Origin of the sequence: Mesorhizobium sp. Primo-A (genome assembly GCF_003997175.1) — a bacterium.
GTDB lineage: Bacteria > Pseudomonadota > Alphaproteobacteria > Rhizobiales > Rhizobiaceae > Mesorhizobium > Mesorhizobium ciceri.
In genome coordinates, this window is the sequence record NZ_RZTG01000009.1 from 42,169 (window position 1) to 66,124 (window position 23,956).

Sequence of the window (23,956 nt, forward strand, 5' to 3'; positions counted from 1 at the left end):
AAAGGTTTAAGGCAGTGGGAGCGCGCTCTCCACGGCGCTCCCAACATGATTGGACAATCAGGCAGCCTTGGCCGCCGGCATCGGATGTATGGCTTGGAACGGGATGCACAGCCGGTTCCAGGTGTTGATCATGCCGAGCGCAACGGACAGCTTGACCAGCTCCTCTTCTGAGAAATGCTCCAGCGTACGTGCATAAAGTTCGTCCGGCACGCCGTTGTTGGCGATCAGGGTGACGGCTTCGGTCCAGGCCAAAGCCGCGCGTTCACGCTCCGAGAACAGCGGCGATTCCTTCCAGGCTGAAACCAGATAGAGCCGCTGCTCGGTCTCGCCGTCGCGCCTGGCCTCGCGGCTGTGCATCTCGACGCAGAACGAGCAGCCATTGATCTGCGAAGCCCTGAGCTTGATCAGGTGCAGCAGGCTCACCTCGAGCCCGCATTCGTCCACCGCCTTGTTGAGCGCCGACACCGCCTTCATGATCTCCGGCGCCTTGGCGAAAAATTGCAGCCTCTGTTTCATCGTCTCGTCCTTTCACGTCTGCTTGGGTTTTGAGGTTTTGGAGTTAACTGGATTTCTGCGGCCGCTGGTGGCGCTCGACAAAGGCGCAGCTCGCAGCAAGCGACCTGGGATCGCCTTCTGCCGCGTAGGTGGCCACGATATCGGACAGCTTGGTCTCGGCGAGCGCGGCGCGATAGGCGCGTTCGGCCTTCAGCATCGCGGCGTTGATGCCGCAGGGTTTCACATAGGCCGACGCATCGAGCTTCACCGGACCGCGCTGGCGGATCTCGCCGCAGCGGAAGGCCGGCTCGCGGCCCTCGACGGCCAGCACGATGTCGAGCAGCGTGATGCGCTCGGCTGGCCGCGCCAGCCGATAGCCACCGGCAGGCCCGGGCACCGATTCCAGGACGCGCGCCGCGCTCAGCATGTTGAGATGCTTGAGCAGATAGCTCGGCGAAAGGCCAAAGGCCTCGGCGAGAGCGGCGCCCGGCATGGTGCTATTGCCTTCCACACTGGCCAGCGTGGCGGCGCAATGGATGGCTGCTTCAACACCCTCGCCCAGCTTCATCGAACAGGTTCCTTATTCATGGATACATACTATCGTGGATAATTCATATCTGCAATAGGAAAATGAAAAACGGCGCTCGAAAGCGCCGTTTTTCTCTTGGGGGAGTTCCTACTCCGCAGCCACCTTGGCCATCGGGTTGTTCGGGTGCGTGGTCCAGTTGGCGTAGACCGGCGATACCGGCCTGCCGGTGCGCTGGTCCATCACACCGGCTGCCAGCGGCTCCATGGTAATGCAGTTCTCGACCGGGCAGACATTGACGCAGAGATTGCAGCCGACACACTCGGCCTCGATGACCTCGAAGTGCCTGACGCCGTCGACCATGCTGGTGATCGCCTGGTGCGAAGTGTCCTCGCAGGCGATGTGGCAGCGGCCGCACTTGATGCAGGCATCCTGGTCGATATGCGCCTTGGCGACGTAGTTCAGGTTGAGATACTGCCAATCGGTGACATTGGGCGTGGCGCGGCCGACGATGTCGTCGAGCGAGGCGTGCCCCTTCTCGTCCATCCAGTTTTCCAGGCCCGCGATCATCTCCTGCACGATCTTGAAGCCGTAGGTCATCGCCGCCGTGCAGACCTGCACATTGCCGGCGCCAAGCGCCATGAATTCGGCCGCGTCACGCCAGGTGGTGATGCCGCCGATGCCGGAGATCGGCAGGCCCTGCGTTTCCGGATCGCGCGCGATCTCGGCCACCATGTTCATGGCGATCGGCTTTACCGCCGGCCCGCAATAGCCGCCATGCGAGCCCTTGCCGTCGATGGTCGGCTGCGGCGCGAAGCTGTCGAGATCGACACCAGTGATCGAATTGATGGTGTTGATCAGCGACACCGCGTCGGTGCCGCCGGCATGTGCTGCGCGCGCGGGCTTGCGCACATCGGTGATGTTGGGCGTCAGCTTGGTGATGACGGGCATACGGGTGTTCTGCTTGCACCAGCGCACCACCATTTCGATATATTCCGGCACCTGGCCGACGGCGGCGCCCATGCCGCGTTCCGACATGCCGTGCGGACAGCCGAAATTGAGCTCGATGCCGTCGGCCTCCGTCTCCTCGACCACAGGCAGGATCGCCTTCCAGGCCTCCTCGACGCAAGGCACCATGAGCGAGACGACGATGGCGCGGTCGGGCCAGTCCTTCTTGACCTGCTTGATCTCGCGCAAATTGACCTGCAGGTCGCGGTCGGTGATCAGTTCGATGTTGTTGAGGCCGAGCAGGCGGCGGTCGGCGCCCCAGATCGCGCCGTAGCGCGGACCGTTGACGTTGACCACCGGTGGGCCCTCCTCGCCCAGCGTCTTCCACACCACGCCGCCCCAGCCGGCCTTGAAGGCGCGGATGACGTTGTAGGCCTTGTCGGTCGGTGGCGCCGAGGCCAGCCAGAACGGATTGGGCGACTTGATGCCGACGAAATTGTTTCTGATATCCGCCATGCTCATGCCCTCCCGTTCGAGGTCAGTGCCCGATTGATGCTCTCCGCAGCGTCGCGTCCCTGCGCGACCGCCGAGACGGTCAGGTCGTCGCCACCGAAGATGCAGTCGCCACCGGCCCAGACCTTGGCAAGCGACGTGCGCCCTTCCGAATCCACCTTGATGCGGCCGGCTTCGAGGCCGATCGATGCACCGCTGCCGTTGAGGGCGGCCGGGACAAAGCTCTGTCCAATCGCCTTGAACACCTGATCGGCAACGAGCGTCAGCGTCTCGCCGGTGCCGGCAAGCCTGTCGCCGTTGAGGGCGGTGTATTCGAGTTCGACGGCAGTGACCTTGCCGCTCTCGGCGATCACCCGCTTCGGCTGCAGCCAGTGACGGATGCTGACGCCATTGGCAGCGGCCAGATCCTGCTCGAACTCAGACGCATTCATGTGCTCCTGGCCGCGCCGGTAGCAGATCGTCACCTCCTCGGCGCCGAGCAGCTTCGACTGTACCGCGGCGTCGATGGCCGTCATGCCGCCACCGATGACGACGACGCGGCGACCAACCGGCAGGCCGGAAAGGTCGCTGGCCTGGCGCAGCTCGGCAATGAACTCGACCGCGTTGATGACGCCGTCAGCGTCCTCGCCATCGGCACGCAGCGCATTGACACCGCCAAGGCCCATGCCGAGAAACACCGCGTCGTAATTGCGGATCAGATCCGACAGCTGATAGTCGCGGCCGAGCGCCTTGCCGTTCTGGATGTCGATACCGCCGATCGCGGTCACGTAGTCGACTTCGGCCTGGGCGAAATCGTCGACGCTCTTGTAGGCGGCGATGCCGTATTCGTTGAGGCCGCCGGCCTTCGCGCGCGCCTCCAGGATGGTCACGTCATGGCCGTGGCGGGCGAGCCGGTGCGCGGCGGCAAGGCCGGCCGGCCCGGCGCCGACCACGGCGACCGTCTTGCCGGTCGGCTCGGCGCGCGGATAAAACTGCTTGTTCTCGCCCATGGCGACGTCGGTGGCGTAGCGCTGCAGGCGGCCGATCTGCACCGGCTTGCCTTCCGCCACCTCGCGCACGCAGACTTCCTCGCACAGCGTCTCGGTCGGGCAGACGCGGGCGCACATGCCGCCCAATATGTTCTGGTCGAAGATGGTCTTGGCCGAACCGATCGGATTACCGGTCGAGATCTGGCGGATGAACAGCGGAATGTCGATCGAAGTCGGGCATGCATTCATGCACGGTGCATCGTAGCAGAAATAGCAGCGGTCGGATTCGACCAGCGCCTCGTGGTGGTCGAGCGGCGGGTGCAGGTCGGAAAAATTATCCGCATACTGGTCGGCCGAGAGCCTGCCGCCCGCAATGCCTTCCCTGAATTGGCCTTCTGGCATCGTCAGTTCCCCATGTTTTCTTTTGGAGAAGGCTAGCACGTTTTATTTTTTTATCAATTGGTCAATTTTCGACGCAAGTCACTGAAAAGGCTCGGCAATAACATGATTTTTTTACTCATATTATTGCGACTGCGGTCGGGCTTGCAGTGCGAGCGAAAGGCCAGGCTCAAGCTTGCGGCCATGGATGGCCCTGACCTCCTGCGCCACCAATTCCTGCAATCGCCACAGATTGCGGTCGCGGATGCCGAATGCTTCGAGATGGCTGACCGTGTTGTAGAGATATTCGGCGCCGGATCCGATATGCCCGCAGGCTCTGGCCAGCACGCTCGCCACTCTGTCCAGCGGCTGGTTCAGCGACGTTCCCCTGCCCTTCACGCCGACCCAGAAGCCGAGCGCGCGCAGCTTACCCTGCGGCGTATGCACCGGCAGCCAGCGAACCGTCTCGATGCTTTCATGGTCGCTGATCTCGCGCCGCAACAGCCTTTCGATCTGCGCCGGCTTCTCACCCTCCGGCAAGCGATAGATCACGCCGTTGCAGCGCCCGCCCCGCTCGAGCGCCATCATCAACCCAGGCTGCTCGGCGCTGCCGCGCCAGCGCACCATGTCGAGGCAGAAGGAGCGGTGCCAGCCGAAGGCTGTGGCGAGCTGTTGCTCGACCGACTCGAATTCCGGCTTCCAGATCAGCGACCCATAGGCGAACACCCATAACGGTCCCTCATCGGCTTCATTGGACAGTCGCAAGGCGAGGGTTCGAAAGTCCTCGTCGTTCATGTCTGTCCAGCTCGGGTCCGGACCGGGATCGGCCTCTTCCCGATGGCACAGTGCGACAAGCTCGGGCGTGAGCGACATCAAGCGCATGGACGACAACCCCTCATGACCGCAGAGAAATCGAAAACCGCTGGATGCGCAATCAGGGAACGCTTGGCACACACACCCATTGTTGTCCGGGCGGTGTCGGATTTCCGTCGTGAGGATCGTCCTATGGTGGACGACGATCGATCCATGAAAGGTGAGGAGACCGAAAATGCCAAAAACCCCGATGCCCTTCTTCTGGTACGAATTGATGACATCAGATCTCGACGCCGCCGAGGCGTTCTACACCCAAGTGGTCGGCTGGACGGCGCAGCCCTTCGATAAGGCACCCGGCATGCCGCGCTACATCGTCATGAATGTCGGCGAACGTGGCGTCGGCGGCCTGATGACCTTGCCCGAGGATGCCGCCAAGATGGGCATGCCGCCTGCCTGGCTCGGCTATATCCACACCAGGGATGTCGATGCCGCAACTGCATCGCTGGAGAAAGCCGGCGGCACCGTTCACCGCCAGCCCGACGACATTCCGGGCGTCGGCCGCTTTGCCGTCGTCGCCGATCCGCAAGGCGCGACCTTCATGTTCCTGCAGCCGAACGGTCCCGACCAGCCTGTCGTGCCGGCCAGCACGCCGGGCCACATCGGCTGGCACGAGCTTTACACGTCGGACTGGAAAGCCGCGTTCGATTTCTATTCCGACCAGTTCGGCTGGGTCGACGCCGGCGATTTCGACATGGGCCCGATGGGCACGTACCAGACTTTTACGGCCGGCCCCGAATCCGGCGGCGGCATCATGAACAAGCCCGCGCAGATCCCGGTCCCGGTCTGGCAATTCTACTTCAACGTTGCGGCCATCGACGCGGCGGCCAAACGGGTCACCGACAATGGCGGCAAGATCCTGATGGGGCCGATGGAGGTCCCCGGCGGCAGTTGGATCGTGCAGTGCCAGGACCCGCAAGGCGCGCACTTCGCCTTGATGGCGCCAGTCCGCTGACGGCGATCGAACACCGCTGACACAAAGTGCGGGCTTTCATCGGACCACCGATGAAGGCCTCTCCCCTGCCTGGCGCCGCCTCATTCCGGCGCCAGCACCGCAACCTTCAACTCAGCTTTTTTCGCGCCGCTGAACTGAACGGTGGCCGGGCCGGGCGCAAGCTTGAAGCGCACGCTCTTGCGGATGCCAGGGCATGTTTTCACGCCACTGTAGCCCGCCGACTTGATGGCCTGGCCATCCTGGATGACATCGATCCAGGCCTCCCCCGAGAGACTTATCTGGATGGCTCCCTCGGATGGCACCTCCACGCTGGCGACGGCCCCGAAACTGTCTGATGCCGGCGCACGTTCGGGCGCTACCGCAAAACCGGCTTTCTCTACCGGCACCAGCGCCAGGTCCGCAGCCGCACCAACCGCCAGTGCCGCTCCGGACGGCGTTGCCGGTGCCGCGGCAAACAGGGTCTGCTCCCGCGTCACGGGCCACTTGAAGGCCTCACAGCCGGCGTCCTCGGCCATGGCAAAGCTGGTGCCTGCAAGAATTGCGAAGAGGCTGATGGCGACTTTTTTCATGGCAAAGGGAACCCACATTTCTAGAGTGGCCGCACTAATACAACCGCAACGATAGAAATACAACCCTTGCGGGAAAAATGTGAAGGGTCAAGCTGGGGACATTTTCAATCACCGATTGTTGACGCCAGGCCATGGGAAGTGAATGGTCCATTCCTGGGCGATAATCTATGGCCGGACGGATTGAAAATGGAGTCATTATGAAGCTTTTCGAAAGCCTCTCCAGATACCAGCCGCAGGCGCTCGGCGTGTTGCGCATCATGACCGCGCTGCAGTTCATCGAGCATGGCAGCCAGAAACTGTTCAACTTCCCCGTCAGCGTCGATCCCCACGCCCTTTCCGGGCTGACCACGACTGCCGCCATCCTCGAATTCGCCGGCGGCATCCTGCTCGCGCTGGGCCTGTTCACGCGACCGGTGGCATTCCTTCTGGCCGGCGAAATGGCGATCGCCTATTTCATGGCGCACATGCCGCGCGACTTCTTCCCGGTCAACAATGGCGGCGATTCGGCGATCTCGTTCTGCTTCATCTTCCTCTATCTGGTGTTTGCCGGCGCCGGCGCCTTCGCGCTGGACAGCCGCCGCAGCGCCTGACGCCAGAAAGAGGATGCGGGCCTGGTGCATGTCGCCCAAAAGTGCCCGGCGGTTTTGGGACAACGACATCCACAAAACAGGAATCTGAAGCGCATCGGCGAAGCCGAAGCGCTTCAAGCACGCATCCGTTCGAAATTGGCGTCGAACAGCGGCACCGCCTGAATGCGCGCCGCATGGCGCTTGCCCAGCAGCTCGATCTCGAAGCCGTCGCTCTCATCAGCGATCTCCTTCGGCACATAGCCGACGGCGACGGATTTCTTCGAATGATGCGCATAGCCACCCGACGTCACCCAGCCGCGCACCGCACCATCGAACCAGATCGGCTCATCGCCAATGACATCGGCATCGTCGGCATCGACGATAAAAGCGCGCAGGCGCAATTTGCCGCCCTGCCTGCGCTCGGCCAGCGCCGCGGCCTTGCCTATGAAATCGGCGTCCTTGCCGTAAGCAACGAAGCGGTCGAGCCCCGCTTCCAGCGGCCCGTAGATCGGCCGGTACTCGCGCCCCCATGAGCCGTAATTCTTGTCCAGCCGCAGCGCATTGAGCGCGCGCGAGCCGAACAGGCCGATGCCGAATTCCCCGCCCGCCGCCATCAGCGCTTGATAGGCGACGCGCTGGTATTCCGGCGCCACCCAGATCTCGTAGCCGAGATCGCCGGTATAGCTCACACGGCCGACCAGGCACGGCGCCATGCCGATATCCATCCGGCCAATGGCCATGAAGGAAAAGGCCGCGTTGGAGACATCCGAGCGCGTCGCCTTTGCCAGCACATCCCGCGCCTTCGGGCCGGCGATCGACAGACCGGTGAGCTTCGCGCCCAGCGACTCGATGCGGACCGATCCATCGTCAGGCAGGTGCTTCTCGAACCAGCGCATATGGTATTGCTCGGCGATGCCGGAGCCGGCGAGGAACCAGCCCTCACTTCCGAGATTGGCGAGGGTGAAATCGCCGATCAGTCTGCCGTCTTCCTTCAGCATCGGCGCCAGCGTCATGCGGCCGGGCTTGGGCAGTTTGCAGGCAAGCATCCGGTCGAGCCAGGCGGCCGCTCCCTCACCCGTCACCTTGTATTTGGCGAAGCTCGAAATCTCCGACAGGCCGACACCGTCGCGAACTGTGGCGACCTCCTTGGCGACCTGCGTGAAATCGCTCGAGCGGCGCCAGGAGAATTCGTCCTTGACGCCTTCCGGCGCGTACCACAGCGGCACTTCCAGCCCATAGGCAACGCCCCATTGCGCACCCTTGGCCGACAGCAGGTCGTAGACCGGCGTCGTCTTCAGCGGCCGCCCGGCGGGCAGCTCCTCATTGGGGAAGCGGATCGAAAAGCGCCTGGAATAATTCTCGCGCACCTTGGCGTTGGTATAGGCCATCGTCGCCCAGTCGCCGTAGCGCGCGACATCCATCGCCCAGATGTCGGCGCCGGGATCGCCCTCGATCATCCAGTTCGACAAAGCGAGGCCGACGCCGCCGCCTTGCGAAAACCCGGCCATGACACCGCAGGCGACCCAGAAGCCCGGCAGCCCGCGCACCGGCCCGACCAATGGGTTGCCGTCGGGCGCGAAGGTGAAAGGCCCGTTGATGATCTGCTTGATGCCCGTGTTCTGGAAGGCCGGGAAATGGCGGAAGCCGACCTCAAGCGACGGCGCGATGCGGTCGATGTCGGGCGCCAGCAATTCATGGCCGAAATTCCATGGCGTCTGGTATTCGGACCATGGCTTGTTGGCCTTTTCGTAAGTGCCCATCAGCATGCCGCCGCGCTCCTGGCGCAGGTAAAGCTCGCCGTCGAAGTCGACCGCGTGGATGATCTCGGTGCCGGTCTTGGCGTTCCAGGCGGCGACCTCCGGCATATCCTCGGTGATCAGGTACATGTGCTCCATGGCCAGCACCGGCAGTTCGAGGCCGACCATGCGGCCGACCTCGCGCGCCCACAGGCCGCCGGCGTTGACGACATGCTCGGCCACCACCTCGCCCTTGTTGGTGATGACCCGCCACAGTCCGTCAGGGCGCCGCACGATGTCCTCGACCTTGGTGAAACGCTCCACTTCCGCCCCAAGTTTCCGCGCGGCCTTGGCATAGGCGTGGGTGACGCCGGAGGGATCGAGATGGCCGTCCTCTTTGTTCCTGACCGCGCCGACGAACTGCTTGGGATCGAGCAGCGGCATCAGTTCGGCCGCTTCGTTGGGCGAGATCTCCTCGAGCTCGATGCCGAGATAGCGGCCCTTGGCGACGACGCCGCGCAGCCAGTCGAGCCGCGCCTCGGTCGCTGCCAGAAGCACGCCACCGGTCAGATGCACGCCGGTCGCCTGGCCGGAAAGCTCCTCGATCTCCTTGTAGAGATTGATCGTGTATTTCTGCAGCTTGGCGACGTTGGGGTCGCCATTGATGGTGTGCATGCCCCCGGCCGCGTGCCAGGTCGAGCCTGAGGTCAGCTCGTCGCGCTCGAGCAGGACAACATCGGTCCAGCCGTGGCGGGCGAGATGGAACAACACGGAGCATCCGACGACGCCACCGCCAATGACCACGACCTTTGCATGCGATTTCATGGATTTTTTCTCTGATATCAGTGAGTTGAATGGGTGAATGGATTCAAGCTGGGAACGATCACGGCTCGCCCTGCCCGATCGCTTCCTTGCGCCTGGCCATGTAAGCCTCTAGCGCCTCGCGCACGGCGATATCCATCACCGGCTCGACATAGTCCTCCAGCGCTTTCTTCCACAGCCGCGTTGCGCGTGCCGTGGCGTCGAGGCCGCCGGCTTCCTGCCAGGCTTCGTAATTCTGCCAGTTGGACAGCATCGGCTGGTAGAAGGCAGTGGCGTAGCGCTCCAGCGTGTGCGGCTCGCCGAAGAAATGCCCACCGGTTGGCACCGCACCCAAAGCCTCGACGGCGAGTTCCGCCTCATTGACTTCGATCGGGCGCAAGAACTCCATCATATGCTGGATCATCTCGACATCGATGATGAGTTTTTCGAACGACGCCGTCAGCCCGCCCTCCTGCCAGCCGGCGGCGTGGTAGACGAGGTTGCCGTGGCCGAGCACCGCCCCCCACAGTGCCATCAGCGTCTCATAGGCGCCCTGCGCGTCGGCGGCATTGGAAGCCGAGCCCGGCGTCGTGCGGTAGGGCAGCCCGTAGCGCCGCGCCAGTTGCCCTGACGCAATGTTGGCCTTGGTGTTCTCGGGCGTGCCGAAGGCCGGCGCGCCCGACTTCATGTCGACATTGGAGGTGAAGGCGCCATACATGACCGGCGCGCCCGGACGGACAAGCTGCGTCAGCACGACGCCGAACAGCGCCTCGGCATTCTGCTGCGCCAGCGCCCCGGCCAGCGTCACCGGGCTCATCGCCCCCATCAGCGTGAACGGCGTCACCGCCACCGACTGGCCGAACTCGGCCATGGTCATCAGGCCTTCGGCCATCATCTCGTCGAAGCGGCGCGGGGAGTTGACCGAGATGATGGTGGTGATACCGGGATCGTCGCGCATCTGGTCGAGCGTCAGCCCACGCGAAATCGCCATCATCTCGATGCCGTCCAATGCCCTGCCCCGGCCGATCGCCGAGACATGGAAACTCTTGTCGGTCAGCGTCAGATTGGTGAAATAAGTGTCGAGATGGCGAGAGTTTGCCGGCAGCTCCACCGGCGCGCAGACCTGGTTGCCCAGCATGTGGATGCAGTTGAAATGCTGCGCCAGCCGTGTGAGATCCGAATAGTCGCGCAAATTGCCGGCGCGGCGGCCGCGCTCCATGTCATGGACATTGGGCGGCCCGGCAACGAGGGTGAAATTGATGGTGTTGCCGCCCAGATGAACCGCGTTGGCCGGGTTGCGCGGCGTCAACACATAGCTGGGCTGCGTGGTCTTCAGCACGTCTTCGATCAGGCCGCGATCGATGCGGACATTCGCTGAGGCATGATCGACCCTGGCGCCGGCCTTCTCGAACAGCGACAGCGCGCGCGGACTCATCACCTCGATGCCGAAATTCTCCAATATGTGCATCGACGCCTGATGGATCTGCTCGATCTGATCGGGCGACAGCATGGCCATTGGCGGATAGGGATTGGTCACCCGCCTGAGCGGCAGTTGCGGAATGGCCGATGGCCCCCGATTGCTGGTGCGCTCGGCGCCGCGTTTGCGTCTTGGTTCGTTCATGCCTGGCATCAAAGCCCCGGCAAACCAGGCAAGCTGTCATAAATACGCCGTTTGCGGGCGTGATTTTAGCCACGGCGGCATTTCCGCAGTATCCATTTATAGAATACGACGAAATATGTCGGATTGTTGATATGGGATTTCCTCGAGCGACCGCTCGGGCGAAGCGTTAATGGACGCTGCAAGATTCCCTTTATGATTTCGGCCTATTGCTCTGCCGATGCGTAGTTCGAGTTTTAGTAAAATTGGTGCGGTTTGCGTGCTGCTGGCGCTTTCGGCCTGCGCCACGCCGCCCAATCACATCAACAATGTCTGCGCCGTCTTCGACCAGAATGACGGCTGGTTCGACAACTGGCAGTCTGCCGCCGAGCGCACCCAACAGAAATATGGCATTCCCGTTCCCGTACTGATGGCGACGGTGCGCAAGGAATCGGGCTTCAAGAGCAATGCAAGGCCGCCGCGTACCAAGCTGCTCGGCTTCATTCCGTGGAAGCACGTCTCCACGGCCACCGGCTTCTCGCAGGCGCTGGACGGCACCTGGTCGCAATATCAGCGCGAGACCGGCAACTGGGCGGCGCGGCGGACGAAATTCGCCGATGCGGTCGATTTCGTCGGCTGGTATCATTCCAAGACATCTGACACCTACGGCGTCGCCCGCAACGACACCTACAATCTCTACCTTGCCTACTATCTCGGCTGGACCGCCTATGGCCGCGGCAACAGGGGCGATGCCGGTGTGCAGGGCTATGCCCGGGCCACCGACAAGATGGCGCGGGACTATGCCCAGCAGTTGAGCGAGTGCGGGAACTGAGCTTGCCGCATCGTTGATCTCGATCTTCGGACTGTCAGCTCGGCCTTTTGCCGCGCGGACGCTTTGGTGGCGTGCCAGCAAAACCGGGGCCATCGCCATGCGGCGCGTCGTCCGGCATACCTTCGTGCGCGGCGTGTTCCTTGTCGAACTTGATCACGGGCTCCATCTTGGCCAGCACGTCGTCGGAGAGCCAGCACAGGCTCATATGACCGTCGCCGAGATGCTTGACCGGCGGCACCTTGGTCTCGCAGAGATTGTCCGGCACCAGCTTCTTGTAGCCGCAACGGGTCTGGAACGGACACCCGGATGGCGGGTTCATCGCCGACGGGATGTCGCCTTCCAGCACGATGTGCTTCTTCACGACACTCGTGTCGGCGATCGGGATCGCCGACAGCAGCGCCTCGGTATAGGGATGATAGGGCGGTGCGAAGATCTGGTCGGTCGTGCCTTGCTCGACGATATAGCCGAGATACATGACGACGACGCGGTCGGCGATGTAGCGAACGACGGACAGATCGTGGCTGATAAACAGCATCGTCGTCTTGTTCTTGCGCTGGATGTCCATCAGCAGTTCGGTCACCGCCGCCTGCACCGACACGTCCAATGCCGAGACCGGCTCGTCGGCCACCACCACCTTGGCGTCACCGGCAAAGGCTCGCGCCACGCCGATGCGCTGCTTCTGGCCGCCCGAAAGCTGACGCGGCTTGCGGGTTTCGAATGCCCGCGGCAGCTTCACCAGGTCGAGCAGCTCCAGCATCCGCTTGCGGCGATCGGCAACCGTCTTGCCGACATTGAACTTCTCCAGCGTGCGGATGATCTGCGAACCGACCGAATGGCTGGGATTGAGCGTGTCGAACGGATTCTGGAACACCATCTGGATCGACGACACCGTGTCGACGCTCCGTTTGTCGATCCCCGTCGACTGGATTTCCGTGTTGCCCAGCGTCACCGTGCCGGCACTTGCCGTCTCCAGCCCGAGCAGCACCTTGGCCAGCGTCGACTTTCCGCAGCCGGATTCGCCGACGATGGCGACCGTCTCGGATTCGCGCGCCATGAACGAGATCGTCTCGTTGGCCTTGACGACGCGGCCCTCGCTCGAGCCGAACACCTCGCTGCCGCCGACCCTGTAATATTTTCTGAGGTCCTCGATCTTGAGCACCGGCGCGCCGGGCATGACGCGCTCATTGACCTTCTTGGCACCGGGTGGCAGCGCTTCCCAGTCGATCTCGTTGAAGCGCACGCAGCGCGAGAAATGGCCTTCATGACCAGCGACCTCGATCATCGGGATTTCGGCGGCGTTGCAGACACCCTCGACGAAATGGTGGCAGCGCGGGCCGAAATTGCAGCCCTTGGGCCGCTCGTGCGGCAGCGGCAGCTGTCCGGGGATGGAGATCAGCGGCCGTGAGTTCTTGTCGGCGCCCGGCAGCGGGATCGAGCGGAACAGCCCTTGCGTATAGGGGTGGCGCATCCGGTCGAACACGTCCTTGATCTTGCCGGTCTCCACCGCTTCGCCCGAATACATCACGGTGATGCGATCGCAGGTTTCCAGGATCAGGCCGAGATTGTGCGACACGAAGATCATCGACGTGCCGAACTTCTCGCCCAGCCCCTTGACCAGATCGACGATGCCCGCCTCCACCGTCACGTCGAGCGCCGTCGTCGGCTCGTCGAGCAAAAGCAGCGCCGGCTTCGACAGCAGCGCCATGGCAATGACGATGCGCTGCTGCTGGCCGCCGGAGAGCTGGTGCGGATAGGAGCGCATCATACGCTCGGGATCGGGCAATTTGACCGAGCGCACCATATCGAGGGCGCGTTTATAGGCCTCTTCCTTCGACACCTTGTCGTGGATCAGCGGCACTTCCATCAGCTGCTGGCCGACCTTCATCGCCGGGTTCAGGCTCGCCATCGGCTCCTGGTAGATCATGGCGATCTTGTTGCCGCGGATGGAACGCAACTCCTCGTCGGAGAGTTCGCCCATGTCCTTGCCCTGGAACTTGATCTTGCCGCCGACGATCTTCCCGATGTTGGAGAGGTCGCGCATGATGCCGAGCGACACGGTCGACTTGCCGCAGCCGGATTCGCCGACGATGCCCATCGCCTCGCCCGGCATGACGGTGCAGGAAAAATCCATGACCGCCGGTATCTCGCCCTTGCGGGTGAAGAAGGAGATCGACAGGTTCTCGATCTCGATGATCGGCCCTTTGGTTGGCCCGGGGGTCGGCTTGGCGGGATTTCGAACTGCCTCGTTCATGGGTCGCTCCAATCCTGGTTCTTCCAGGCCTGTTTCTCTCAGGCCCATCGGGTCGAAACCCGCGACATCAGTCTTTCATCGATTGTTCGCGCAGCGAGTCGGCGAGCAGGTTCAAGCCCAGCACGAACGACATCAGTGCGATGGTCGGCGGCAGCGCCGGATGGATGAAGGAGCGCAGCAGGCGGCTGGCGTCCTTGATCGCGGTGCCCCAGTCCGGACTTTCCGGCGCCAGGCCAAGGCCGAAATAACCGAGCGTGCCGAGCAGGATGGTGGTGTAGCCGATGCGCAGGCAGGCATCGACGATCAATGGCCCGCGCGCATTGGGCAGGATCTCCCACAGCATGATGTACCAGGGCGATTCACCGCGCGTCTGCGCCGCCGCCACATAGTCGCGCGTCTTGATGTCCATCACCAGGCCACGCACGATGCGGAACACGCCGGGGCTGGAGGCGAACACCACCGCCACGAAGATGTTGAGCTGGTTTGGATCGATATGGACGATGTGCAGCGGGTCCTTATCGAACACAAGGCCGAGATAGATCCAGCCACCGAGGATCAGGGTGATGCCGAGCAGGATGTAGAGCCGGTCGGGCCGGTTCTTGTAGCGGGTCCAGAACAGCACGCTGAAGAAGATGATCGGGAACAGGAAGAACACGCCGGCCATGCCGTACGGGATCGGCGTGTCCATGATACCCGGCGTCACCAAGAGGTAGAACAGCAGGATCACCGGGAAGGCGAGCACAAGGTTGGCCAGGAACGACAGCACGGTGTCGATCTTGCCGCCGTAATAGCCGGCGGGCAGGCCGAGCGTGATGCCGACCATCAGCGCGAAGCCGGTCGCGGCAGGCGCGATGATCAGCACGATCTGGCTGCCATAGACCATGCGCGAAAACACGTCGCGCGCCAGCTTGTCGCCGCCGAACAGATAGGTCAGCCCCGACTGCGGTTCGACGGCGCCCGGCAGCACGTCCTTCATGATCGGAATCTGGGCCAGCGGATCGAAGGGCGATATGGTCGCGGCGAAGATCGCCGTGAACAGCCAGAACAGGCAGATGCCGACGCCGACAATGCCGACACCGCTGTCGAACAGCTGGCCGTAGAGCGCCAGCTTCTTCTTGTAGGCGAAGCTCGCGCCCATGACGATGACGAGCGCGATCCAGACCGGCCAGAAGCGCGACAGCACTTCGAAAACGACGGTGAAGCCACTGATGTATTGAACCGGCATCGGCTTCGCTCCCTACTGAACTCTGATACGCGGATTGAGAAATGCGTAGCCGACATCGGAAATGAGCTGCGTGATCAAGACGATGAACACCGAGACCAGCGAGCAGCCGAGCAAAAGGTCGATATCGTTGTTGCCGGCCGCCTCGACCAGCGTGTAGCCGAAGCCCTGGTAGCGGAACATCACCTCGACGATGACGACGCCGGTGAGCAGCCAAGGGAATTGCAGCATGATGACGGTGAACGGTGCGATCAGCGCGTTGCGCAAGGCATGTTTGACCACCACGCTGCCGAAGGAGAGACCCTTCAACCGCGCAGTACGGATATATTGCTGCGTCATCACTTCGACCATCGAAGCTCGCGTCATGCGGGCGATATAGCCGATGCCGTAGATCGCCAGCGTCATCACCGGCAGTGTGAAATTGTAGAAGGTGATGCCCTGGCTGGCCGAAGCCGCCGAGCCGTTCAGCCAGCCTAGCCATGAGGCGAAGATGACGGTGAAGATGACGCCCGACACATATTCAGGCGTCGCCGTCGAGGCGATCGACGCCACGGACAGCACCCGGTCGGTTCGCGACCCCTCACGCATGCCGGCCAGAATGCCGATCAGCAGCGAGATCGGCACCATCACCGCCAGCACCCAGAACATCAGGATGCCCGTAGCGCCGAGTGCCGGAAACAGTTTTGAGGCGACGGTCGCCTTGAACTTGGTCGAGCAGCCGAAATCGCCCTGGAAAACGCCGGCAAAGGTCGGCACGAGCGGATCGTTGCAGAAGGAGAAACGCTGCGCCGGCTTGCCGGTCGCCGGGTCGGTTACCGGCTGCTTGGGCAAGACACCAAGCCACTGGCCGTAGCGGACGAAGAAGTTCTGCCGGTAGCCATGGTTGACCAGCCAGCTCTCGAGCTGCTCGGCCGACGTATGCATTTCGGTCTGGCTGATCGCCAGCTTCTTCAGATTGGGTTCGAGGTTGATCAGGAAGAAGACGACCATGGTCAGGCACAGCATCGTCAATGCCATGGTGCCAAGACGCCTGATAACGAAGGAAAGCATGGCGGCCCCCTGCCGATGGGTTGGGGTTTGAGCCGGCTATGAAAGCCAACCCTGCCGTGACCGGCGGGGCTGGCTGTCAAACAGGCCTTCGGATGCGATCAACCCTGTTTTTGTTGCATGGCCTTGCCCGCGAGTCCGCAACTTTTTTGAGAATGTGCGGACCAGCAGGGACGGACAATGCAAAGAGCGAGGGAAGGGAGCGAGCCCCTTCCCTCCATGTCGATGCGATATCAAGCCTGGTCGAGCCAGACCTTGCCGTAGTCGCGCTCGAAGGTCGGGTGCATCTTGTAGTTCTGCACCGCCTTCACCGAGTGGCTGTAGAGCTTGCGCCAGTACGGCTGGATCATGATGCCGGAATCCTGCAGTATCTGCTCGATGTCCTTCATCATGTCCTTGCGCTTGGCGGCGTCGGCAACGGCGAGCGCCGCATTGAGCTTGGCATCCCAGTCCGGATTCGACCAGCCGGCCTCGTTCCAGGCCTCGCCGGTGCGATAGGCGATGGCCAGAACCTGGACGCCGAGCGGACGCATGTTCCAGTTGGTCATCGACAGCGGATACTTCGTCCAGTCGTTCCAGAACGTGGAACCCGGCAGAACGGTGCGCTTCACCTTGATGCCGGCGTCGCGCAGCTGGGCGGCGATCGCATCGCCGGTGTTCTTATGCCAGTCTTCGTCGACGGTGATCAGCTCGTGTTCGAAGTCGGCTTGGCCGGCTTCCGCCATCAGCGCCTTCGCCTTGGCCGGATCACGGGCAACCTTGGGCAGCTCGTAATATTCCGGATGGATCGAGCAGACATGGTGGTTTTCGGCGACCGAGCCGGCATTGCCGTAGCCGAGCTGCAAGACGACATTGTTGTCGACCGCAAGCTGCAGCGCGTTGCGCACCTTCTGGTCGCCATAGGGCTTGTTGTTGACGTTGGTGCGGCAGACGATGGTCGACGCGGTGACGATTTCCGACTTCACCAGGTCCATGCCGTCGAGGATCGACACATAGTCGGCCGAAGTCTCGAAGTTGGTGTGCACTTCGCCGGCCTCGAAAGCGCTGACCATGGCTGCCGGATCGGTGCCGTAGTCGATGAATTCCAGGCCATCGAGGAACACTTCGCCGTCCCACCACTTGTCATCGGTGCGGCGCTTGTAGACCACCTTCTGACCGACATCGTAGGAGACGAGTTCGAACGGACCGGTGCCGATCGGGCAGGCCTTGAAGTCGCCGCCCTTCTCATCGAAGGTCTTGTGGACGATCAGCCCGGGATAGTCGCACATGTTCGGAATCAGCGCGATGTCCGGCTTGCTGAGCTTAAGCACGACCGTGTGGTCGTCCGGCTTGGTCACGGCGCTCTCGTCGAGCTTGTCGTCCTTGACCAGCGAGCCGAGACGGCCGGGCATGGAATTGCCTTCGGCTTTCTTGTCAGCCCAGCGCTTCAGGTTGAAGATGACGTCATCGGCGGTGAAGGCATCGCCATTCGACCAGGTGACGCCCTTGCGCACATGCAGCGTATACTGCGTGGCGTCGTCGTTGACGTCCCAGCTTTCCAGCAGATAGGGGCGAAACGTGTATTCGGAGGTGTACTTGACCAGCGGCTCGAGCGCCTGGCGCTCGGCATTGGCGATTTCCGACCAGTCGGCCTTGCGCGGGTCCTTGGGATCTTTGATCCACTGGGCGATCTTCAGCGTGCCGCCCTTCTTGCCCTTTACCTCTTCGGCCTTCGCCGGCGTCGGATCGGCGAGGCCGAGCAAGCCGTAAGCCATTGCCGTCGATGCGCCGAAGACGCTGGCCATGGCCAGGAATTCGCGGCGGTCCACCTTGCCTGCCTTGGCTTCTTCGGCCATGGCCAGGATGTGATCCGGAACGCGATCGCCATTACTCTTATAAATTGTCATGACTTAACTCCCATTGTTGGCTTTCCGCCTTTTAACATTCCGCATCCAGGCCATGATGTCAAAGACGGCGTGGATTGAGAACATGTTAGGGAATGTGCAACTTTGAAAGGGGAGCGGTTCGCGTGATAACGACAGTCTTGGCGCAAATTTGCTACTGTCCGACGGATTCTTCTGGAATCGCGATAGTCGATTAAACTGAGACATTTACTCTGGCCCGCACAGCACCAGAATCGATCCACCATGAGGCCAAAAGCCCCGCCGGACTGTCAGTATTCCTTCTCGTAGAAGATGCCGCCCTTGGCTTCGCCGGCATCGTTGGCCTCGCCGCGCAGCTTGACGCCGCGCCCGACATTGAGGTCGATCGTCGCCTTGCCCGAGCCAGGCTTGTCGCCCTTCTGGATGGTGACATAGGTGCGGTCGTTGAGGTATTTGCCGGCCGAAACCGCCGTGCCGCCCTGGTCGTCGGTGGTGACGTCGAGATCGTCGACGCCAATTGCGCTGCGCAGGTTTTCCAGCAGCGACGTCGAGCCGCCGACGCCGGCCAGCTGCCCCGCCGCTTCGGCGAGCTGGGCGATCTGCAGCGGCGACAGGTTCGACATCGAGCGGCCGAAGATCAATTGCGCCAGCACCTCATCCTCGGGCAGCGCCGGCACCGAGGAGAAGGTGAACTTCGGATTGGTCGCTTCGCCCGACACCACGATGGTGACGGTGGCGCTGGTCGTCGTCGTGGTCGCCGTCAAATTGAGATAGGGCACCAGCGAGCCGGAAAACCCGACCGTGCCTTCGGTGAAGGTCAGCCGCTTGCCGAGGATCGACAGTCGTCCGCGCTGCAAGGTGAAGGTGCCGACCGCTTGCGGCGACGAGGCCGGGCCGGTCAGCTTCAGCGAGCCGCCAAGTTCGGCATCAACGCCCCTGCCCTGGATGAAGATCTGATTCGGCGCGTTGACCGTGACATCGAGCGCAAGGCCGCTACCGCCGCCCTTGCCGCTGGTCGTCGGCGGCCGCAGCGCCTTGTCCTGCGCCTTGACCGCGCCCGGCGCGTTCTTGTGCTTGACGTCGAGCGCCGCCAGCGAGCCCGGCAATTTGTCGGGAACGGTGATCACCGTCTTGGCGAGATTGACGGTACCGGCGATGACCGGTGCGGAGGTCAGCGGTCCCTTGATCGTCAGGTCGCCGCCGAGATTGGCGGTCACCACCCTGCCGTCCGTATAGCGGCCGTCGACCAGCTTGATCGACAGGTCGGCCGGGAAACCCTGCGCCGGGTTGATGCCGACCGTGCCGCTGGCCGACAGGCTGCCGCGCGTCGACAGCGTTCCGGTCAGCCGGTTGATCCTGGCGACGCCGCCGGCAATCGAGACATCGGCGGCGAGATCGTTGACGGCGAGGCCGGAGCGCGCATCGACAAGGCGCGCACCCGAGGTGCTGATGCTGCCGCCGATGACGGGCGATGTCGCGGGACCGCGCACCTGCACGTTGACATTGGCGGTTCCAGACAAAGACAGACCCTGCGCGGCCAGCTTCTGGCTGAGCAGGCCGAACGGCACGACGCCATTGAAGTCGAGCACCAGTGACGGCGTGCCGGCCGTTGTCACGGTGCCGCCGCCCTTGAGGCCAAGGCCGGCGCCATCGCCGACATTGGCATTGAAGGTCAGCTTGTTGCCGCCGAAGGTGCCCGACGAGGAGACACTCACCGCACCGACACCGGCACCGCGCGTCTGCGAGGTCCGCACGCCGGCCGCGTCGAGGTTGAAGACAATGGCGGGGTTCGCCGGCGCACCCGTCACCTTGACCGTGCCTGAGATCGAACCGGCGGCGTCGAGCCCCGGCGAGAAACTGTTGGCGAGCGACATCGGCACCCGCGCCAGCGTCGCATTGATGTCGAGCGCCGTGCCGACCTTGCCGGTCACCGTCGCCGTACCACCGCCAAGGTTGAGCACGAGCCGGTCCAGCGTCGTTGTGCCGTTGGCAATGCTGACGGTCGAGGCCTGGGCGATGGCCGTCTTGATGCCCTGGACAGTCGCCTGGCCGGAGGCAAGCTCGATGGTCGTCGTGCCGTTGGCCACTTTCACCCGGCCGGCGGCCTGTGCCGGAATGCCCTTGACGGTTGCGCCGCCGGAGAAGCCGGTCCAGTCGCCGTCGCGCTTCAAGTCGACATCGATGCCGCTGATCACGGTGCCGCCCGACGTGACGGTGTCGGCGCGGATCTTTCCGGAGATCACGGGCGCCGCCAGATAGTTGGCGACCAGCGCATCGATCGAGACGGCTTTCGCCTGCAGGTCGCCGCGCGTAATCGATGCTGTCGCCGCCTTGATTGCGACCTGTGGCGCATTGCCGTTCTTCGAAAAGGCGATCGTGCCGCGCACATCGCCTTCGGCCTTCTCCAGGGCAAGTGCTGCCAGCGGGCCGATATCGGGCAGGTCGAGCGCGATGGTGCCGACCGGCACGAACTTTTCATCCAGCGCCAGATCGCCGGAAATCCTGTTCTTGCCGAGCGACAGCAGCAGGCCATTGATGGCGCTCTTGCCGTCCGCCGTCGCCAGCACGGCACTACCTTGCAGCGCCTGGCCGGCGACATTGCCGGTCAGCTGCACATTCGCCGCCGGATTGGCGGCATCGGCCTTGCCGGTGGCGGTCAGCTTCAGCCCGGTGATCTCTCGCGCCGCCACGAGAAGGCGGTCGCTGTCGATGGTCAACGACAGGTCCGGCGCCGCGGCCGGGCCCTGCGCGTTCAACGCAAAAGCGATGGCGCCCTTGGCGTCTTTCGACAGCAGCGAGATATCGCTCAGCGCACCCTTGATGTCGGCGGCCACCTTGTTGTCGGCAAGGCTGGCTTGCCCGTCTGCGGTCAGCGCGCCCGAGGTCAGCTTCAATCCGCCTATAGCGATACTGCCGTTGGGGTCGCGCTTCAGCGTGGCGCTGATCTCAGCGCGTTCGCCAAGCATGCCGCGTGCCGCCGCCGGCAAGGCCGACGATGGGGCATCCGCCTTCAGATTGAGGTCGATGGCACCGTCACGCAGCGATACCTGGCCGGCAACCTGGCTGTTCAGCGCATCGCTCTTGAGCGAGCCGCTGTCTATGGCAACCGCATCGGCTGTCAGGCGACCGCTGAGCGCCGCCGTGACCTTGCCGGCGATCAGCGGCGCAATCACCGGATTGTCGAGACCGACCTTGTCCACCGACACTGTGCCGGAAACTGGCCCTGCGCGGTTCTTCAGATCGAACGCATCCGAGTGCAACGCCAGGGCAAGCCCGTCCACCCTCGCTGGACTGGTGACGATCGAGGGCAGGATCGCAGAGACATCCAGGCGGGCCCGCGTGCTCTCGCCCGCCACCTTTGCCGACAAGGACCGGATTTCGATCTTGACCGGGCTCCCGGCGCTGCCGACAATCAGGGGCAGGCTGGGGCCGGATGAGATGAGATCGAGCGCAAAATCGCTGGCGCCGTTCGGATTGAGGGTGCCGGCTGCCTTGCCGGAAATCTTGTCACCGGTCAGTGTCGCCTGATGGAGCACCACGCCGCCGGCCATGGTGTAACTGCCTGCCGCGTCGACAGCCAGCGCTCCGAGCCCCGCCTGGCGAGTCTGGCTGGTTTCGACGCCAGCCAGTTGCGCATTGAAGCGGACATCGGGAGCGGCCGGCGGCCCGGTCACTCCAGCCGTGCCGCTGAGCGTGCCGACGGCGTCGAGGCCGGGCGAAAATTCATTGGCGAGCGCCGCGGGCAGTGCCGAAAATTGCGCCGCGAGGTCGAGCGTCTGACCGGCAGTGCCCGACAGCGTCACCGAACCGCCGCCGACATCGAGCGCCAGTTTCTCGATGCTGGCCGTGCCGTTGGCGATGCTCAGTGTCGACGCCTGAGCGATTGCGGCCTTGATGCCGCGAACCGTCGCCTCGCCCGAGGTAATCTCGACGCTCGTGTTGCCGTCGGCGATCTTCACCCGGCCGGCAGCGGTCGCCGGAATGCCCGCTATGGTGGCGCCGCCGGTGAAATTGGTCCAATCGCCGTCGCGCTTCAGGTCGACGCCGATGCCGCTGATTTCGGTGGTTCCGGAAGTGACGCTGTCAGCCTTTATCGAACCGGCGATCGCCGGCGCCTTGAGATAATTGGCGATCAGCGCATTGACGGTGATGGCCTTGGCCGTCACGTCGCCACGCGCGATCGAAGTGCTCTTCGCATCGATCGCGACGGAGGGCGCGTCGCCCTCCTTGGCAAAGCCGATGGTGCCGTCGATGTCGCCCGTCACCGCCTGGCCGGCGAGTGCGGCCAACTGGTCGATAGCGGGCGCGTCGAGCGTCAGCGTGCCGAGCGGCATGTACTTGTCGTCCAGCGCGAGATCGCCCGAGACCTTGTTGTCGCCCAGCGAGACCAGGAATCCGTTGATCGAACGCTTGCCCTCGCTTGTCACCAGTGCTGCCTTGATATCGAGCGGCTGGTCGTTGACGGAGCCGGTCAGCGATACGTTGGCGGCGGGACTGGTGATATCGGCCTTGCCGCTCGCCGTCAGCTTGATGCTCTTCACCGTGCGGCCCGATGCCGTCAGGCTGTCGCTATCGGCGGTAACGGTGAAATCCGGCGCCGTCATCGCGCCGCTTGCCGACAGCGCGAAATCGACGCCACCGGCAACCGGCACGCCGACTGTCGGCGACAGCACGGAAACGTCGCCCAATTTGCCCTTGATGTCGGCCCGGATGTCGGTGCCCTGCATGCTGGCCGTGCCGGCGGCGCTGAGCGTGCCGGACGTGAATTCGATCGAGTTGGCGGCGAAGGATCCCTGCGGATCGCGGGCCGCGGTGGCCGAGAATTTCACCCGAGCGCCAAGCACCGAGGCGATCTGCGGCGGAAAGGCCGTCGCCACGGCATCCGCGTTCATCTTCAGCTGCATCGACAGGTCGGCAAGCGCCACCGTCGCCGTCAGAGAGGCGTTGAGCGCGTCGGAGCGCAGCGTGCCCTGGTCGATGGCAATGGCATCCTTGCTGACCGACCCGGCCAGATCGACATCGATCTTGCCGGTGATCAGCGGCGCCAGCGTCGCCACGTCGGTGTTGAGGCCACCTGCCTGCAGCTTGACGGTGACCGGCCCGGCGCGGTTCTGGATGTCAAAGCCGTCGGAATGGATCTGCGCCGCCAGATCATCCAGCCGCGTGCCGCCGGCGACGATGGAGACGAAGGAGGCGCCGATGTCGATGATCGGTGCCTTGCCGTCGCCGAAGGCGCGGGCGGTGGCATTGCTGATCGCCAGCGTGATCGGTTGCGCCTTGCTGCCGACGCTGATCACAACGGGCGGACCCTTGGCGGCGAGTTCGATCGAGAGGTCGCTGGCGCCGGCAGGATCGACAATGCCGGTCGCGGTGCCGTGCACCGCATCGCTGTCGATGTTGGCGCGGTCGACACTGACGCCACCGGCCGATGTGGCGGTGCCGGCGACATCGAAGCTGGTCTTGCCGGCAAACAGCGGCTTGAGATTCTCAGGCAGGAAGCGAGCGAAATCGCCGTCGCCCTTGGCCTCAACATGATTACCCTTGTCGGTCAGTTGGTGCCGGCCTGTCAGCTGGGTGACGATCTTGCCGTCGACCGAGAACGTGCCGATGCCGTTCCAATTGGCGAGCGGCCCGGTGCCCGAGACAATTATGTCGACCGGCGGCGTATCGGGCAGCTTGAGCAGATTGGCGATGATGCCGCCTGCCGGCTCCGAGGCCTTGAGGTCAAGATCGAGCCTGTTGTCCGCCGGCGCAAAGTGGATCTTGGCATCGACATTGCCTTGCTTGCCGTCATGGCGGGTGGCGTTGAGCACCCCC

16 protein-coding genes are annotated in these 23,956 nt (G+C 63.4%); 3 read left to right on the forward strand and 13 right to left on the reverse strand.

Going from position 1 to position 23,956, the window contains the following annotated elements; translation table 11 throughout:
- Window positions 1–57 precede the first annotated feature (57 nt).
- The 5 genes from EOC83_RS17560 to EOC83_RS17580 all read right to left on the reverse strand — a co-directional run bounded on the left by EOC83_RS17560 (window position 58) and on the right by EOC83_RS17580 (window position 4,710).
- Window positions 58–516 (reverse strand): carboxymuconolactone decarboxylase family protein, encoded by a 459-nt coding sequence (locus tag EOC83_RS17560; protein ID WP_024501510.1) that lies wholly within the window; start codon window positions 514–516, stop codon window positions 58–60.
- A 43-nt stretch (window positions 517–559) separates the two neighbouring features.
- Window positions 560–1,063 carry an Rrf2 family transcriptional regulator gene (locus EOC83_RS17565; protein WP_013530895.1) on the reverse strand — a complete coding sequence of 168 codons (504 nt, stop codon included), beginning with the start codon at window positions 1,061–1,063 and terminating at the stop codon, window positions 560–562.
- A 108-nt stretch (window positions 1,064–1,171) separates the two neighbouring features.
- A complete protein-coding gene (gene preA / locus EOC83_RS17570) occupies window positions 1,172–2,485 on the reverse strand; it encodes an NAD-dependent dihydropyrimidine dehydrogenase subunit PreA (RefSeq protein WP_013530894.1) in 1,314 nt (437 codons plus the stop codon).
- A gap of 2 nt (window positions 2,486–2,487) precedes the next feature.
- The gene (locus tag EOC83_RS17575; RefSeq protein ID WP_063168508.1) at window positions 2,488–3,852 is read right to left on the reverse strand and encodes an NAD(P)-dependent oxidoreductase; all 1,365 of its coding nucleotides are present in this window, start codon (window positions 3,850–3,852) and stop codon (window positions 2,488–2,490) included.
- Between the two features lie 120 nt (window positions 3,853–3,972).
- Window positions 3,973–4,710 carry a gamma-glutamylcyclotransferase gene (locus EOC83_RS17580; RefSeq protein WP_024501513.1) on the reverse strand — a complete coding sequence of 246 codons (738 nt, stop codon included), beginning with the start codon at window positions 4,708–4,710 and terminating at the stop codon, window positions 3,973–3,975.
- A 166-nt stretch (window positions 4,711–4,876) separates the two neighbouring features.
- On the opposite strand from EOC83_RS17580, the gene EOC83_RS17585 reads away from it, so the two are divergent.
- Window positions 4,877–5,653 (forward strand): VOC family protein, encoded by a 777-nt coding sequence (locus tag EOC83_RS17585; protein ID WP_013530891.1) that lies wholly within the window; start codon window positions 4,877–4,879, stop codon window positions 5,651–5,653.
- An 80-nt stretch (window positions 5,654–5,733) separates the two neighbouring features.
- Here the strand turns inward: EOC83_RS17585 and EOC83_RS17590 are convergent, their stop codons facing one another.
- The gene (locus tag EOC83_RS17590) at window positions 5,734–6,222 is read right to left on the reverse strand and encodes a hypothetical protein (RefSeq protein WP_084652544.1); all 489 of its coding nucleotides are present in this window, start codon (window positions 6,220–6,222) and stop codon (window positions 5,734–5,736) included.
- 197 nt (window positions 6,223–6,419) lie between these two features.
- Here EOC83_RS17590 and EOC83_RS17595 point away from each other — a divergent pair, with 197 nt between their 5' ends.
- Window positions 6,420–6,812, forward strand: a complete 393-nt coding sequence (locus EOC83_RS17595) for a DoxX family protein (protein WP_013530889.1) — start codon at window positions 6,420–6,422, stop codon at window positions 6,810–6,812.
- 113 nt (window positions 6,813–6,925) lie between these two features.
- Here the strand turns inward: EOC83_RS17595 and EOC83_RS17600 are convergent, their stop codons facing one another.
- Both EOC83_RS17600 and EOC83_RS17605 read right to left on the reverse strand, forming a co-directional pair.
- Complete coding sequence (locus EOC83_RS17600) at window positions 6,926–9,352, reverse strand: FAD-dependent oxidoreductase (RefSeq protein WP_063168509.1); 2,427 nt, start codon at window positions 9,350–9,352, stop codon at window positions 6,926–6,928.
- A gap of 58 nt (window positions 9,353–9,410) precedes the next feature.
- Window positions 9,411–10,949: a trimethylamine methyltransferase family protein gene (locus EOC83_RS17605; protein WP_024501515.1), complete on the reverse strand. Its 1,539-nt coding sequence runs from the start codon at window positions 10,947–10,949 to the stop codon at window positions 9,411–9,413.
- 217 nt (window positions 10,950–11,166) lie between these two features.
- Between EOC83_RS17605 and EOC83_RS17610 the strand changes: the two genes are divergently transcribed.
- Entirely contained in the window at window positions 11,167–11,757 is a 591-nt protein-coding gene (locus tag EOC83_RS17610; protein ID WP_013530886.1) for a transglycosylase SLT domain-containing protein, read from the forward strand.
- Between the two features lie 34 nt (window positions 11,758–11,791).
- Here the strand turns inward: EOC83_RS17610 and EOC83_RS17615 are convergent, their stop codons facing one another.
- From EOC83_RS17615 to EOC83_RS17635, 5 genes are all read right to left on the reverse strand, one after another.
- Window positions 11,792–14,008 carry an ABC transporter ATP-binding protein gene (locus EOC83_RS17615; protein ID WP_063168510.1) on the reverse strand — a complete coding sequence of 739 codons (2,217 nt, stop codon included), beginning with the start codon at window positions 14,006–14,008 and terminating at the stop codon, window positions 11,792–11,794.
- Between the two features lie 67 nt (window positions 14,009–14,075).
- Window positions 14,076–15,233, reverse strand: a complete 1,158-nt coding sequence (locus tag EOC83_RS17620; RefSeq protein WP_013530884.1) for an ABC transporter permease — start codon at window positions 15,231–15,233, stop codon at window positions 14,076–14,078.
- A gap of 12 nt (window positions 15,234–15,245) precedes the next feature.
- Window positions 15,246–16,280 (reverse strand): ABC transporter permease, encoded by a 1,035-nt coding sequence (locus EOC83_RS17625; protein WP_013530883.1) that lies wholly within the window; start codon window positions 16,278–16,280, stop codon window positions 15,246–15,248.
- Between the two features lie 230 nt (window positions 16,281–16,510).
- Window positions 16,511–18,163, reverse strand: a complete 1,653-nt coding sequence (locus EOC83_RS17630) for an ABC transporter substrate-binding protein (RefSeq protein ID WP_013530882.1) — start codon at window positions 18,161–18,163, stop codon at window positions 16,511–16,513.
- A 266-nt stretch (window positions 18,164–18,429) separates the two neighbouring features.
- On the reverse strand, window positions 18,430–23,952 hold the full coding sequence (locus EOC83_RS17635) for a translocation/assembly module TamB domain-containing protein (protein ID WP_245441840.1): 5,523 nt from the start codon (window positions 23,950–23,952) through the stop codon (window positions 18,430–18,432).
- Window positions 23,953–23,956: the final 4 nt, after the last annotated feature.